We start from the raw sequence: 13228 nt of genomic DNA on the forward strand, positions 1-13228 counted from the left end.
GACGACCTCCGGTACGGCGCAGAGGATTTCACCACCTCTCACGACACTGTCCGAATAACCGCCAATACCACGCGCACCGCGAAAATCACCCCGACTGGCGGCTCGGGACAAGAATAATTCAACCGACCCTCGACCCAACATTTACTTTTCCCCGACGATGGCCGTAGATCTTAAATGGGAAGATCATCCTAGTCCGAGTGTCCTGGGGACTGGCGCCGTTTCACCCATCGAACGGCGGGCGAGCTGGACGGACCAGCGCTCTCCTTTTCTGTGAGGTCTGCGAACATGCCATCTCTGCGTGCCGGTAAATGGTCGGCATCTCTCGCCGCGCTCGTGCTCGGTGTGGGCTCGTTCACGCCGGCGCCCGCGAACACGGCCCGAACCGGGAGGACGCGGTGGTGCGCGCGCTCGACCGGGGCGCGCATCCCCTGCTGACCGCCGAGCCGAACCGCGACCTGCGCGACCTGCGCGCACTGGGCCGGATGATCGGTGCGGCCCCCGTGGTCGGCCTGGGCGAGGCCACCCACGGCACGCACGAGTTCTTCAGCCTCAAACAACGCGTCTTCGAGTACCTGGTCAAGGAGAAGGGATTCACCACGTTCATGCTGGAGCTGAACTGGGGCACCGGGCTTCAGCTCAACGACTACGTCCTGTACGGCAAGGGCGATCCGGCCAGGATCATGCGGCAGGAGTTCCAGCAGAACTACCGGCTGTTCGCCAACCAGGATTATCTGCGGCTGATCAAGTGGATGCGCGCGTACAACGAGGAGCATCCGAAGCGGCCGCTGCAGTTCATGGGCGACGACATCTACTTCCCGCACGTGCGGATCTTCGAGGACATCTTCAGGTATGTGCGCGAGCGCGGACGCCCCGACCTGGTTCCCCGGCTCAAGGCCCTCTACGACGGGCTGATTCCCACCACCGACTTCAACACGTGGGAGAAGCGGTACGACGCCAAGCCCATGAGCGAGCGTCAGCGGGTGCAGCGCCAGGCCGAGAAGGCCCTGCGGCTGGTCACGAGCCTGCGCCGAGGCGCTCCCCCCAAGGCGGCGACATGGGCCGAGCAGCAGGCGAACGTCGCGTTCTGGATCGCCAAGGCGCACGCCGCCGAAGACTTCTCGGGCCCGCGCGACGAGGCGATGGCCCTGAACACCGTCCGGTGGCTCCGCCACATGAACGGCAAGATCCTGCTGTCCGCCCACAACGCCCATGTCGGCTACCTGGGGGAGTTCCCGCCACACACGTTCAAGCGGCAGGGGACCTGGCTGCGTCAGATCCTCGGCCCCCGCTACCGAGGTGCGGGCCAGTGCTCCGGCCTTCAGGCCGGGTGAAGGCCCGCGCGGGAGGGCCGCCGGGTCCGGGTGTGTGTTCTAGCCGAACTGGTTCAGCGGGCGTGGTGGTCTTGGCCGGCGGTTTCGGCGGTTTCGGCGATGGGGACGGGGACGATCGCGGCGATGCGGCGGCCCCGGTTGGTGATGTAGGTGATGCGTCCTCGGACGGCGGCGGTGTTGAGGACGTCGGCGAACTGGCGGCGTGCGTCGGCGACGCTCATCTCTTCCGGCTCCATGCGCGTCAGTGTACGAGCACGAACTTCCATGCACATGGATATACGATTCCGGGGTGCGGCTCAGGTATCAGTTCCGGCTCTACCCGACCCCCGGCCAGCAGCAGGCTTTGGCGCGGGCGTTCGGGTGCGCGCGGGTGGTGTTCAACGACGCTCTGCGCGCACGGCGGGATGCGCATGCGGCCGGGCTGCCGTACCTGCCGGACGGGGATCTGTCCAAGCTGGTCATCACCGAGGCGAAGAAGACCGCCGGGCGGGCGTGGCTGGGCGAGGTGTCGGCCGTGGTGCTCCAGCAGGCCCTGGCGGACCTGAACACCGCCTACCGCAACTTCTTCGCCTCGGTGTCGGGCAAGCGCAAAGGCCGCCGGGTCGCACCGCCCCGGTTCCGGTCCCGCAAGGACGGGCGGCAGGCGATCCGGTTCACCCGCAACGCCCGCTTCACGGTCACGCCGGGCGGGAGGCTGCGCCTGCCCAAGATCGGGGACGTGCGGGTGCGCTGGTCCCGTCCGCTGCCGTCGGAGCCGTCGAGCGTGATGGTGATCAAGGACGCGGCCGGACGGTACTTCGCCTCCTTCGTCGTCGAGACGACGGGCGAACCCCTGCCGGAGGCGGCGGCGGAGGTCGGGATCGATCTGGGGTTGACGCATTTCGCGGTGACCTCCGACGGCCGGAAGATCACCGGCCCGAAGTTCCTGCGCCGCGCCGAACGCCGGCTGCGCAAAGCCCAGCAGGCGCTGTCGCGCAGGCAGAAGGGCTCGGCGAACCGGCGGAAGGCCGCCGCGAGGGTCGCGCGGCTGCACGCCCGCGTGGCCGATGCGCGGCGCGACCATCACCACAAGCTGTCCACCCAACTGGTCCGCGACAACCAAGCGGTCTACGTGGAGGACCTTGCGGTGAACGGTCTGGCCCGCACCCACCTGGCCAAGTCCGTGCACGACGCGGGCTGGTCCCAGTTCGTGTCGATGCTCGAATACAAGGCGCAACGGTACGGCCGCGCCTTCGCGAAGGTCGACCGCTGGTTCCCCTCCTCCAAGCTCTGCTCGGCGTGCGGGACGGTCACCGAATCCATGCCGCTGAACGTCCGCGAGTGGGCCTGCCCGTGCGGCGCGGTCCACGACCGCGATGTCAACGCCGCGATCAACATCCTGGCCGCCGGGCGGGCGGACAGGCTAAACGCCTGTGGAGGGACCGTAAGACCTTCCGCGTAGCGGAGGGCGGGACCCGGTGAAACAGGAAGCCACAGAAGTGCCGCACACGCGGCACAGACTGAATCCCCGACCTTCAGGCCGGGGAGCACGCCAAATCACGGCGGTGTACTCGCCGACTGCTGCGGAAGAGAACACCATCATGCAATCGTTGGGCCGCACCTACAGCATCCTGGTGGAGATGCGCGAGACCACCCCCTCCAACCTGGTCCCGGGGATCCCGCTCGGACCGCAGCCATAGCACCCCGCGAAGCGCGTTGGAAGCCCGGGGGTCGGCGTCGCCGGCGGACGAACGGGCTGGTCACCCCGGGTTGGCGGACGGAGGCGCCGCCGACCGGAAATCAGCGGGTGAACTCTGTGCGATCGCGTGATATTCGAACATGCTGTCGATGGTCAATTGCTCGAACGTGCAAAACGAGATCTGCTGTTCGCCCCGGTGGTGTTCCCGAGATGAACGCCCACTGGACGAACTGTTCCGTTCGTTTACGTAAATGGGATGAACGTTCGGGGTGGAGGCGTGCCAAGCTGTCCAGCGGGTCGTTGGCTTAGTCCTATTCCGGACCGAAGCCGTGCGGTTACAGAAGATGGAACGGCGATGACACACCGTCCCGAGAGGTGATCAATGCTGCTTACCGCGTCCATCCCCGTTGAGCGCGAGGCGCCGATGTACTGGCGGCGCGAATTTTACGGAAAACCCGAACAAGTCCGTTTTGTCCGGGCGTTCGCCGCGCATCTGCTGGTCGATTTCCCCGCCCTGGACGACGTCCTTCTCGTCCTGGACGAACTGGTCGTCAACGCCATCCAGCACACCCGGTCGGGTGAGGACGGCGGGCGCTTCACCGTCGACCTCAACATGGACGGGGCCGGCGTCATCGTCTACGTCACCGACCAGGGCGGCCCGGGAGAGCCGTGCCTGCGGAGCCGTGCCGGTCTGGCGGAGGGCGGACGCGGCCTGCTCACCGTGGACGCCCTCGCCGCCACCTGGTCCTGGACCGGCACCCCGGAGTCCCGGACCATCCGGGCCACCTTCCCCCGTGTGGACGCCTGGGTCTAGGCGTCGCGCCGGCGCAGGACGGTGGCTCCGCCCCAGAACGCCGCCGCCGTCCAGGCCGCCACGATCGCCAGTGCGGTCGCCGCCGGGTAGGGGCCGTCGCCGGCCGGCAGATGCCGGCCCGCGCTGCTCGGCAGGGCCTCCGCGACGTCCTTCAGCAGGTCCGAGCGGGTGTTCGCCAGCGTCATCGGCAGCACCAGGACGAAGAGGAACGCGGTAGTGATCGTTGCCGCGGTGCTGCGGAGCATGGCGCCGACGCCCAGGATCAGTGCGCTCATCATCGCCAGATACACGCCCGTCATCAGCGCGTCGTGCACGACGTCCCCGGCGTCGAGGCGCCCCCACTCGCCGAGAACCGGACAGACGACCGCCGTGCCCACCAGGTCCAGCACCACCCCGGCGGGGAACACGACCGCCGTGGCGACGGCGGTCTTCGCCGCCAGCATCCGGGCGCGCGGCGGCACCCACTGGAGCGTCGCGCGGATGCTGCCCGTCGCGTACTCGCCGGTGATCATCAAGATGGCGAGGGCGAGGACGACGAACCGCACCAGGAACCCCGCGCGATCACCTCCGCCATGGAGGCGTCCGCGAGCAGCCGCCCCCGGCCGATCACGACCAGGCGGTCCGCGGTGAGCTGCATCTCGCTCATGAGGTGGGACGACACGAACACCGTGCGGCCCTCCGCTGCCAGACCGCGCACCAGCTGTACGTCTGCCGTCTCCGACGACAGCCCCCTAGCGCAACCGGTCGTCCTGCCTGGCACCTGGACCGAGAACCTCGCCGCCCACACCGGGCACCAGCCCGCCACCGGAACCAGCGACATCACCACCCACACCCACGACCGAACCCCTATCGACCACACCGTGAGATGACCCCCGGCCACCCCCACGCCGCTATTTCCATCCCATTCCGCCCTTGCGCCGCCGCCGCAGCCTCCCCGCCGGGGCGGGCTTGGACATCGCCCCCGTGATGTGGAAGCACCCGCAGATCTCGCAGTCCTGTACCTGCGTGGGCAGCCGCTGGAATCCCGCCGCGTCCGCGTCGCGCTTCTGCCGGTAGCGCCGCAACTCCCTTTCGGCGTCCTCCCGCGTGTCGAACGGCTTCTTACCGCACACTCGATCCTGATTCACCCGCCGCCCGCTCCCGGTCTGGCCGTCCCACTTCTGCGCACGCCTACGCCTGCCCATATGACCCTCTGGTCCTCTCACTCGATTAATGTTCGCCACCCCGGCACCGGAGCAGCGCGGGACAGTACCGGGCAGCGCCGGGCAGCGGCCCCCACGCCGACGACGCTTGAGACGGAATTGCCTGTGGCAGCGCCGGCCCGGCACGGACCCGGCGCCCGCGGCCCTTCACCGCTGCGGCCGATCCCGGCGTCCGGGCCTGTCAGATGTCGACCGTGAGTGATATGCGTTTGTGGTCGGAGTCGGGCCGCTGGGGGTCGCGGAAGTCATGGACGCGGTACGAGCCCGCCACATAGGCGGCGGCGAGCGGCTCGTTGAGCAGGATCGCGTCAATCGGCAGGCACTGGCGGCCGTTGGGCCGTTCGGTCTGTGTCGGGGTGTAGTCCCCCGCCAGTTCGGCGGAGTGGCTGAACCCCAAACCGCCTTCCCGTCTCTTCGTGGCGGGGTTCCACCAGCCGCACAGAGCGTCCAGCGCCCGCGTGTCGTAAACATGCGGCCCCGCCAGCGACGGCCCGCCCTTCCACTGGACCCGGTAGTTGATCTGGCGTGGGTTGTGCACGCCGGGGGTGTTCAGGTCGGTCGGCTCGAACTCGGGGCCGCTGGGGACGGTGTTCCAGTCGCCCAGCAGCGCGCACGGAATGTTCGGAGCCGACAGCCGGTCGAACCGGCGGGCGTCGGCCAGCCGGTCGTCCCCGCTGTAGATGTCGCCGTGCCAGGCCACCAGCCGGACCGGGTCGGTGCGGCCGGGCAGCGTGAACACCATCAGGTTGCGGTTGCGGGCGGCGAAGTCGGGCAGCCGGTGACCGTAGAACCGGCGCACCACGACCTTGCGCGGGTCGATGTAGATCACCGGTGCGAACATCCCGCCCTCGCGCGGCAACGAGCACGGGTGCGGGACATAGGCGGGGCCGCCCGCCTCCCGCAGCGCGGCGGCGGCCTCGTACGCGCCTTCCATCCCGTTCAGCTCGTACCGGTCGCCCTCACCCACCACCAGGACGTCAGGCCAGTCCCCGTCGTGCAGCATCCCGGTGACCCGGCCGAAGTCGTAGGGGCCGCCGTCGCCGGAGTAGGCGGAGTATCCGGAGCCGGTCCGGCCGCCGTGTTCGATGTTGACGTAGCTGAGCCGCAGGTGCGTCATCGTGCGTCACCGCCGCGCATCAGGTGTTCGATCTGCTGGCGGCTGAACCTGCGCCTGCCGCCCGGTGTGCGGACAGAGGCCAGGTGACCGGCATCGGCCCAGCGGGCCACGGTCTTGGTATCGACGCGGAACATCCTGGCCACCTCTGCGGGGGTGAGAAGCTGCTCAGGGCTGAAGTCCCATCCGTGCAGGATCGTCTTGCTCACTTGGGGGGTCCGTCTCGTTGAAGGTGGCTTCGGCAGGCGGGGGGCCTTTCACCGTTGCGGGCCCCGTTCCGGGCTACTTCACGTCTCGCCCTGTTCCACCTTCACTATTTCCGCGAGCCCCACCGCCAGCAGAGCCCGAGCCGCCGCCAGCCCGTCACGCCCATACGACAGGTGCAGCCCCGCGTCCTCCAGCAGCGCACGGCCCGACTCGCCCGGCCGCTCGGTCAACTCGCGTTCGCCGATCTGCTCCACCCGGTCCATGACCGGCCCGAGCATCCGCCCGACCAGATCACACACCACCAGGACCGAATCCAGCGCCGCCGTAACCTGCGCCAGGGTCAGCCCGGCCGCCGCACCGCTGGTCACCCGCAAGGCGTCCCCGGCCCGCTCCGCCAGCACATCAAGCGCCCGTTGCATCCGGCCCGTCTCCGGCTTCGTCATCGGGCGCACTCTCCCGTGACACCGGTTCCGTCTGAGCCGGGCGCGTCCCGGCCCGGGACGGTGCGCAGCGGGTCACGCCACCTCGGCACAACCCGGCCCACCCGACCCGGCACCCTGCCCGCCCGCGGATCGGGCACCACCCCGACGCCTCCAAGGACCGGGATCGCGGTCAGCGGCCCCACCTCATGCGGCCAGTGCTGCACCGGCACCACCCCCGGCGGGACCAGCTCCAGCCGCCGCCCGAACAGGCCCGCGATCTGCTCACGGGTCCGCGCCACACCCGGCGCGCTGGCCCCCTGATAGACCTTCTCCACCTGCGCGAGCGCCGCCGGGTCCGCGCCCGTCGAGCACCCGTGCGACAGCGCCACCACCGAGCCCGGCACCATCCGGCCCGTGAACGCCCGCACGATCCCCGCCGGGTCGTAGTCGTCGGCGACAAAGTGCAGCACCGCGATCAGCAGCACCGCCACCGGCCGGTCCCAGTCGATCCACGCGTCCAGATCAGCGATCAGCGCGTCCACCTCGCGCACGTCCCCGCGCACGATCGGCATCCCCTCCAGCAACGCCCGATCATGCGCCAGCACCAGCGGATCGTTATCGACCCCCACCACCACCGCGTCCGGACGGTGCTCCCGCGCGATCTGATGCGGGTTCGGCTCGGTCGGGATACCGGTCCCCACGTCCACGAACTGACCAATGCCATGCCGCGCCGCCCACGCCACCACCCGGTGCATGAACGCCCGGTTGTCCCGCGCCGCCCGCGGCACCGACGGCGCCGCCGCCGCAACCCGCCCCGCCGCCACCCGGTCAACCTCCCCGTTGTCCTTGCCCCCAAGGAACACGTCGTACATCCGCGCCGGGGACGGGACATCGGGGTCCCACGGCCCATCCTCCCCCCACACCGGACCGGCCGAGTCCCCTCCGGCCAGGATGCGCCACAGCACATCCGCAACCGAACCCTCATCGAACGCCCCGCCGGACGCCCCGTCATCGCCGTCGAACCGCCGCGCCATCACGCCCGCGCCCCCCGCCCGGCCACGCGCCCCAGCACGCCCGCCAGCACCGCCGCAGCGCCCTCGACCTCATCGACCGGCACGACCCCCTCACCGGAGTCCGCCAGCACGAACCACCACCGGCCCCCCACCCGCTCACAGCCCACCGCCACCGACCCCGAGCCGTCCGCCGCGCCGCCCACGTCCAGCACCGGCGCACCACCACGCCAGCCCATCAGCCCGCACACCAGCCCCGACCCCGGCCCCCCGACCACCGCACCCAACGCCGCCAGATGCAACCGACGCGCCCCCACCGCCGCCATCAACCGCCCGCCAGGCCGCTCAAACTCATCTCGCGCCATCTGGCTTGATTGCATCGTGCGCCACGCCCTTTCCGACCTCGCTACGGTCCGTGATGCTCCGTATAGTCGCGGCACGTCCCGGAACGCGGTAGAGCGCTCATCGCTGACAGCGATAGGAGTCCTGATGGAAGTTCGGACCCTCCCAGACGCCCTAAAGGCGATCATGGAAAGCAACGGATGGAGTCAGACGGACCTTGCTCGTGAGCTGGGCGTCTCCCAAGTTTGGGTATCCGAGGTCTCGCGGGGCATAAAGGACACAACGTTCACGAAGGCAGTTGGCCTACTTGCCCGCGTAGGGTGGGAAGTGCGCTTATCGCCCAGAGCGGAGGACCCCGTGCAGCGTAGGGAGTTCATGGCCGCCGCCGCGTCAGTGATCTTTGTCCCCTCTCCCAAGACCTCGCCCTACCAGGACGCGGCCTATGTGGCCGCCCTTGCCGGCGTGCTGGCTCGGAACCGGTACGAGCTTGGCGGGATGCCCCTCGTAGCCTCTGCCATGGGGCATATCTCACGCATCGAGACGGCGGTGCGCGACAATAATTGCCTTCCGTCTCTGCAAAAGGCCGCATCCCGCTTGGCGAACCAGGCGGCACTGGTGCTGTACGACGCTGGAAAACTCGGAGTCGCGGACCGTGCCGAAGCCCTCTCCCTGGAGCTGGCGACCCGTGCGGGCGCCCACAATGCTCAGGCGCGGGCATACGACGGTCTAAGCCGCATCAGCCTTTACCGAGGCGATCCCTCCCGAGCAGCCGCCTATGCTCAACGCGGGTTGAAGCTTCCAGATGTCACCAACGGTCAGCGCGCAGCCTTGAACATGCGTCTTGGTCGGTCCCTTGCCCTGATCCCCGGTCAGCGGATGGCATCCCGTTCCGCGCTCGACCAGGCACGCGCGGTTGGCGGCCTGTCCCCGTTCGAGGAAGCCGCCCTGGTGGGTGATGTCGGCATCGGCTTTGGTCAGCTTCGCGTCTATCGCGAAGCTGGAGCGCTGCTCAGCGAAGCCGCTGAATCCATAGGGCAGTGGTCGCCACTCTTCCAAGCCCAATATCTGGGACGTCAGATCCAGACCGCTCTACGTGCGTCAGATCCCGCATTCGCGGCGGATCGCATGATGGAGCTGGCGAGGGCTCTCCCTCTCGTCGCTTCGGCCAGGGTCAACACACGGGCCACTGAGATCTTGAGGACGTCAACCCACTGGTCCCGGGTACCTGAGATTTGTCAGGCACGTGAACACTTGCAGGCCGTCATGCCCGCTGACAGTCACGACACGCGCTAGCCCACGCCCCCGCACGTTCAGCGTGTGAGGATTTCCCTGCTTAGGTGCACGGTGCCTGATTGGGCGCGCGGGTGGCCGGCCGCCCTCACGTCACCGGAGCATCAGCGACACTGGAAGCACGTCCACCAAAGGGGAGCCGTGAGCCACGGCCAGTACCGAGCCGCGCAACTGGCCGATCCCTCTGCGCGCATCCTTCACCTGACCACTCCAGCCATAGGCGCTACCGGCCCCCGACCAGTGTGTGCAGTTCTTCCATGACTTCTTCCCAGGTCGGCATTCGAGCATGTGCGGGCGCAGCCGAATTGAAAAGCACTCGCACTCCCATCTCACGCAGCGTCTCAACATTCACCTCGAACGCACGATGCCGAGCCAATGCATCCTTGAGCAGTGGGGCGGCCACGATCGGCACCCCAAACCCCATCAACTCGCACAGCAAGCCGACAGCGAACGTGTCCGCGATGCCAGCCGCCCACTTGTTGATCGTGTTGAAGGTCGCGGGCGCGACCACCACCGCATCAGCGGCGGGCAGTTCGTTCGGCTCATCTGGCATCCGATAGTCCGAGCGGACCTGTTCTCCCGTCCGTGCCTCCAACGCCTCGATATCTACGAAGCGTCGCGCCATCGGTGTCGTGATCACACAGGCTCGCCAACGCGCGTCCTGCGCGAGTTCGACCAGCCGGACAAGATCTGCCGCTGCCGGTGCGGCGCACGCCACTATGTAAAGAACCCGCCTACTACCTCTATGCACACTGGAGCCTAACCGGCAGACAGCACGGCAGGAGGTGACACGTGCTGGCGCGACCTGGGGCACCCCTGCGGCTGTGTGAGGATTTCCCCTACATGGGTCAAGGCGCGCGGCGCATCGCCGCGCGCCTTCGCACATGGTGCGGCTCGGATGATGCCGACCGGACGGAACAGGTTCAGGCGGGATCATCGTCATTGGACGTATCGGCGGGCACGAGACCAAGACGACCTCCGGCCGCCTTGGCTCGGCCCGCCGACGCCCTGACAGCATCCCGCCGCCCTGCCCACCGCCGCGAACACCCAGCACCCCGGCGCGCTCCCAGCGGCCAGCATGGACGAGGGTTCCGCGACCGGCAGCCGTGCTTGCACTCCCGTTCAAGCTCAGCACCGCACGCGGGCACGACCGCCGGCTGCTAGGCATCACGACGGACAGGCCGCAGCTCAGGCAGCGTCCGAACCCGCACCCGGCACCCGGTATCCGCTCAACGCCCCAGCAGGCGCACAAGGTTCGGCTACTTCGGTTCCCAACCAACCCCGACCCCCACCCCTTACAACGACCCGCCTCCGGCGCAGGGCTCTACCCATAAGAGCGCGTGCGACCCGGCCAGCGCGCTAAGCCACCGTCGCGCAGACTGGGCAAGGTGGGCACCGATGCAGACCCCCACGGGGCTGAGGTAGGTGAAGGGTCGCCGGGCGCGGGCTTGGGCGGGGACCCCTCCGGCGGGCCGCCCCCGGCCGATATCGGGCAGCCCCCAGGGCGCCCGGAGCCCCGGAAGGCTAGCAGCCCGCCGCCCCGCCCAAGCCCGCGCCCGGCTCCCCACAACGGCGCAGGTCAGAGCACGGGGAAGAAGTGTCACAATCCGGTATCCGTCTTCCCGGCGCCGTTCGGCCTGAGGAATCCCGTGACCTTGCCCGCCGCTACCTCCAGCGACAACCCGTCCACGGCTGTCTTGTCCCCGTGCCGTTTCGTCAGTCCCCGCAACGTGATCAATGGGGATCTCCCGCCCGATCGTCCGCCATGCCGCGATCGAACCTGGGCGCCGGGAAACGCCGGCCCCACCGCCGGACGCCACCCGTCCGCTCTGGCTTTCGTCAGCATCGGCCGGTGCGATTCCGGTCATCCGACTTGAGGAAGCACGTCCTCGATTGACCTTTCGGGTTCTCGCCGTGAGCGGTCGGTCTCCTGACCCGCACCGGGCGGCGGAAGCCGGAACCGAGTACCGGATGCCGGCCGATTTCCTGCGGGTCGGTGGTTGCTCCGGACGGCTGCTCCCGGGCCTCACCGCGACGCCCGAACCCGACATGTGGATTGAGTTGCGCTCCGTGAGCGGCGGCGGTCCTGGCTCAGGCTTCCGCAGGTCAGGACCTCGGTTCCGGGGGGAGGGGCGGGCGGCCGGTTAGGCGGGTTGTGAGGGATGCGGCTGATGTGCGGATTTGTGCTGCGAGGGTCGGCCAGGTTTCGGGTGGGTGGTCCTGGCGGCGGAAGGTGACGGTTATCGCGGCCGTGGGGTGGCCGGTGTGGTCGAAGGCGCAGGCGGCGATGCTGGTGAAGCCTTCGGTGATGTGGCCGTCTTCGCAGGACCAGCCTTGGCGGGCGTCTTCGGCGAGGGTGCGGCGCAGGTCGCGCAGGGATGTGGGGCCCTTGCCGGTGCGGTCTATGAGATGGCGGGGGAAGAGGGCTCTCACCTGGGCCGGGGGCAGGTGGGCGAGTATCGAGCGGCCGCTGGCGGTGAGATGGGCGGGCATGCGGACGCCGACGTCGGTGACCAGGGTGGCGGGGCGGGGCGGTTGTTCCTTGAGGAGGTACAGGGTTTCCGCGCCGTGCAGGATGCCGAGCTGGGCTATCTCTCCCACCTGGTCGACCAGGCGGCGGAGCAGGGGTCGGGCCAGGCGTTCCAGGGGTTCGTGGCGTAGGTAGGCGGAGCCTATTTCGAAGGCCGCTACGCCGAGGCCCCAGCGGCGTTCCTCGGGGATGTAGGTGACGAAGCCGTCCTGTGACATGGCGGTCAGGAGGTGGTAGGTGCTGGAGCGGGGGAGTCCCAGGGCCCGGGCGATGGAGGAGGCGGGGAGCGGGCCGGGCGCGGCTGCGAGCAGGCGTAGCACCGCCAGGGCGCGGCGGGCGGCGGGGACCTGGGGCATGGCCGCATTGTCTCGTATCTGAGACATGGAGTGGATTGCCGGGAGGGGCGCCGGCCGGGTCCACTGGTGGCCGTCGTCTCCGCCCCCTGAGCGGCATCACCTGACGCACCACATCGTGGGTCGCCCGTGGTTTGTGCCACCGCTCCCGTCCTGTGGAAAACGCCCCGGTCGCCCGGAGCGTCTGGGGGAGCCCTACTCCCTCTCTACCGGGTGGTGCACACCCAGACGGTCCAGCGGCCGCCGCCCGCGTTGGATATCGCGTTCCTCTGGGCTTCGGACCGTGTGTCGCCATGGCCGCCCCAGTACTTGTTGGTCCTGGGGTTGTACGCGACCGCGCCGCAGCCGTTGACGAACGTCGTGAGGACCTTGCAGCCGGAGGTCGGACACTCGTTCAGCGCCCGCCTTCTGGCGGCGGCCGGGGAGTCGTAGTCCCATGCCTTGCCGACGGCGCCGTTACGTCCCACGGCGATGGCCCCGTAGTTCCTCGGAGGGGGTGAGTACGTGGTCTCCGGGGCGGTCGGCGTCGGGCTGGGCAGGGTCGGCGGGCTGTAGCTGGGCGGAGTCGGGAGGTCCGAGATCGTGGGTCTCGCTGCCGCTGATGTGGCCGGTGAGTCGTCGGAGCCGGCCCACAGCAACAGGACGGTGCCGCCGCCGATCAGGAACAAGAAGGCCGTGACGGCCACGATGACGATGACCGCCGCATTGTTGTTCGGCGGCTGAGGGCCGGGCGGCCTCCACCCCGGCGGGCCGGGCGGTGGCGGCCCCCATCCCGGCGGACCGGGCGGGCCGGGCGGAGGCCGGTAGGCGGGTGGACGACCGCCATGCGGCGGTGGTGGAGGTTGCACGGTGACCGCTCCCCAAACTGCGTCGATATCCGGAAGATCATAGCGATTCCCCATCGAACGGATAGACGGCCTTCGGTGGCCCGGCGC

15 protein-coding genes and 2 pseudogenes are annotated in these 13228 nt (G+C 69.1%); 4 read left to right on the plus strand and 13 right to left on the minus strand.

Translation table 11 applies throughout. From position 1 onward, the window contains the following. Positions 1-398 precede the first annotated feature (398 nt). Complete coding sequence (locus ACQP1N_RS09900; protein ID WP_165488485.1) at positions 399-1331, plus strand: erythromycin esterase family protein; 933 nt, start codon at positions 399-401, stop codon at positions 1329-1331. Positions 1332-1384: 53 nt separating this feature from the next. On the opposite strand, the gene ACQP1N_RS09905 is transcribed toward ACQP1N_RS09900, so the two are convergent. After that, on the minus strand, positions 1385-1567 hold the full coding sequence (locus tag ACQP1N_RS09905) for a type II toxin-antitoxin system prevent-host-death family antitoxin (RefSeq protein ID WP_433230616.1): 183 nt from the start codon (positions 1565-1567) through the stop codon (positions 1385-1387). A gap of 53 nt (positions 1568-1620) precedes the next feature. On the opposite strand from ACQP1N_RS09905, the gene ACQP1N_RS09910 reads away from it, so the two are divergent. Together ACQP1N_RS09910 and ACQP1N_RS09915 are read left to right on the plus strand one after the other, a co-directional pair. Then, entirely contained in the window at positions 1621-2772 is a 1152-nt protein-coding gene (locus ACQP1N_RS09910) for an RNA-guided endonuclease InsQ/TnpB family protein (RefSeq protein ID WP_433230619.1), read from the plus strand. A gap of 619 nt (positions 2773-3391) precedes the next feature. Further along, positions 3392-3823, plus strand: coding sequence for an ATP-binding protein (locus tag ACQP1N_RS09915; RefSeq protein WP_067807373.1), 432 nt, complete (start codon positions 3392-3394; stop codon positions 3821-3823). On the opposite strand, the gene ACQP1N_RS09920 is transcribed toward ACQP1N_RS09915, so the two are convergent. The 8 genes and pseudogenes from ACQP1N_RS09920 to ACQP1N_RS09955 all read right to left on the minus strand — a co-directional run bounded on the left by ACQP1N_RS09920 (position 3820) and on the right by ACQP1N_RS09955 (position 8095). Continuing rightward, on the minus strand, positions 3820-4368 hold the full coding sequence (locus tag ACQP1N_RS09920) for an ABC transporter permease subunit (RefSeq protein ID WP_067807375.1): 549 nt from the start codon (positions 4366-4368) through the stop codon (positions 3820-3822). The genes ACQP1N_RS09915 and ACQP1N_RS09920 overlap by 4 nt on opposite strands. A gap of 2 nt (positions 4369-4370) precedes the next feature. Continuing rightward, positions 4371-4523 (minus strand): annotated as a pseudogene (locus ACQP1N_RS09925) (ABC transporter ATP-binding protein); the annotation flags it as partial. 190 nt (positions 4524-4713) lie between these two features. Continuing rightward, positions 4714-4950 (minus strand): hypothetical protein, encoded by a 237-nt coding sequence (locus tag ACQP1N_RS09930; protein ID WP_131732954.1) that lies wholly within the window; start codon positions 4948-4950, stop codon positions 4714-4716. Between the two features lie 256 nt (positions 4951-5206). Beyond that, the gene (locus tag ACQP1N_RS09935) at positions 5207-6142 is read right to left on the minus strand and encodes a hypothetical protein (RefSeq protein WP_433230621.1); all 936 of its coding nucleotides are present in this window, start codon (positions 6140-6142) and stop codon (positions 5207-5209) included. Further along, positions 6139-6348 (minus strand): BldC family transcriptional regulator, encoded by a 210-nt coding sequence (locus ACQP1N_RS09940; protein ID WP_067807387.1) that lies wholly within the window; start codon positions 6346-6348, stop codon positions 6139-6141. Before ACQP1N_RS09940 ends, ACQP1N_RS09935 begins: the two co-directional genes overlap by 4 nt. Positions 6349-6426: 78 nt before the next feature. Beyond that, entirely contained in the window at positions 6427-6789 is a 363-nt protein-coding gene (locus ACQP1N_RS09945; RefSeq protein WP_433230624.1) for a hypothetical protein, read from the minus strand. After that, complete coding sequence (locus ACQP1N_RS09950; RefSeq protein WP_433230627.1) at positions 6786-7802, minus strand: SAM-dependent methyltransferase; 1017 nt, start codon at positions 7800-7802, stop codon at positions 6786-6788. The genes ACQP1N_RS09945 and ACQP1N_RS09950 overlap by 4 nt, the downstream gene beginning before the upstream one ends. Further along, positions 7802-8095, minus strand: a complete 294-nt coding sequence (locus tag ACQP1N_RS09955; protein WP_433230630.1) for a hypothetical protein — start codon at positions 8093-8095, stop codon at positions 7802-7804. The genes ACQP1N_RS09950 and ACQP1N_RS09955 overlap by 1 nt, the downstream gene beginning before the upstream one ends. 400 nt (positions 8096-8495) lie before the next feature. Here ACQP1N_RS09955 and ACQP1N_RS09960 point away from each other — a divergent pair, with 400 nt between their 5' ends. Further along, on the plus strand, positions 8496-9413 hold the full coding sequence (locus tag ACQP1N_RS09960; RefSeq protein ID WP_433230632.1) for a hypothetical protein: 918 nt from the start codon (positions 8496-8498) through the stop codon (positions 9411-9413). A 220-nt stretch (positions 9414-9633) separates the two neighbouring features. On the opposite strand, the gene ACQP1N_RS09965 is transcribed toward ACQP1N_RS09960, so the two are convergent. The 4 genes and pseudogenes from ACQP1N_RS09965 to ACQP1N_RS09980 all read right to left on the minus strand — a co-directional run bounded on the left by ACQP1N_RS09965 (position 9634) and on the right by ACQP1N_RS09980 (position 12979). Next, positions 9634-10161 carry a flavoprotein gene (locus ACQP1N_RS09965; protein WP_433230635.1) on the minus strand — a complete coding sequence of 176 codons (528 nt, stop codon included), beginning with the start codon at positions 10159-10161 and terminating at the stop codon, positions 9634-9636. 858 nt (positions 10162-11019) lie between these two features. Beyond that, positions 11020-11148: pseudogene (locus ACQP1N_RS09970) on the minus strand (ABC transporter ATP-binding protein); the annotation flags it as partial. 368 nt (positions 11149-11516) lie between these two features. After that, the gene (locus ACQP1N_RS09975; protein WP_067804888.1) at positions 11517-12296 is read right to left on the minus strand and encodes an IclR family transcriptional regulator; all 780 of its coding nucleotides are present in this window, start codon (positions 12294-12296) and stop codon (positions 11517-11519) included. 203 nt (positions 12297-12499) lie between these two features. Then, positions 12500-12979 (minus strand): DUF4189 domain-containing protein, encoded by a 480-nt coding sequence (locus tag ACQP1N_RS09980; protein WP_165488458.1) that lies wholly within the window; start codon positions 12977-12979, stop codon positions 12500-12502. Positions 12980-13228 lie beyond the last annotated feature (249 nt).

The sequence above is a fragment of the Actinomadura formosensis genome (assembly GCF_050948385.1).
GTDB lineage: Bacteria > Actinomycetota > Actinomycetes > Streptosporangiales > Streptosporangiaceae > Spirillospora > Spirillospora formosensis.

Excerpts from the sequence above, each read along its gene's own strand:
- ACQP1N_RS09905 (WP_433230616.1), bottom strand. The coding sequence starts at position 1,567 with ATGGAGCCGGAAGAGATGAGCGTCGCCGACGCACGCCGCCAGTTCGCC.
- ACQP1N_RS09915 (WP_067807373.1), top strand. The coding sequence starts at position 3,392 with ATGCTGCTTACCGCGTCCATCCCCGTTGAGCGCGAGGCGCCGATGTAC.
- ACQP1N_RS09935 (WP_433230621.1), bottom strand. The coding sequence starts at position 6,142 with ATGACGCACCTGCGGCTCAGCTACGTCAACATCGAACACGGCGGCCGG.
- ACQP1N_RS09945 (WP_433230624.1), bottom strand. The coding sequence starts at position 6,789 with ATGACGAAGCCGGAGACGGGCCGGATGCAACGGGCGCTTGATGTGCTG.
- ACQP1N_RS09950 (WP_433230627.1), bottom strand. The coding sequence starts at position 7,802 with ATGGCGCGGCGGTTCGACGGCGATGACGGGGCGTCCGGCGGGGCGTTC.
- ACQP1N_RS09960 (WP_433230632.1), top strand. The coding sequence starts at position 8,496 with ATGGCCGCCGCCGCGTCAGTGATCTTTGTCCCCTCTCCCAAGACCTCG.
- ACQP1N_RS09975 (WP_067804888.1), bottom strand. The coding sequence starts at position 12,296 with ATGCCCCAGGTCCCCGCCGCCCGCCGCGCCCTGGCGGTGCTACGCCTG.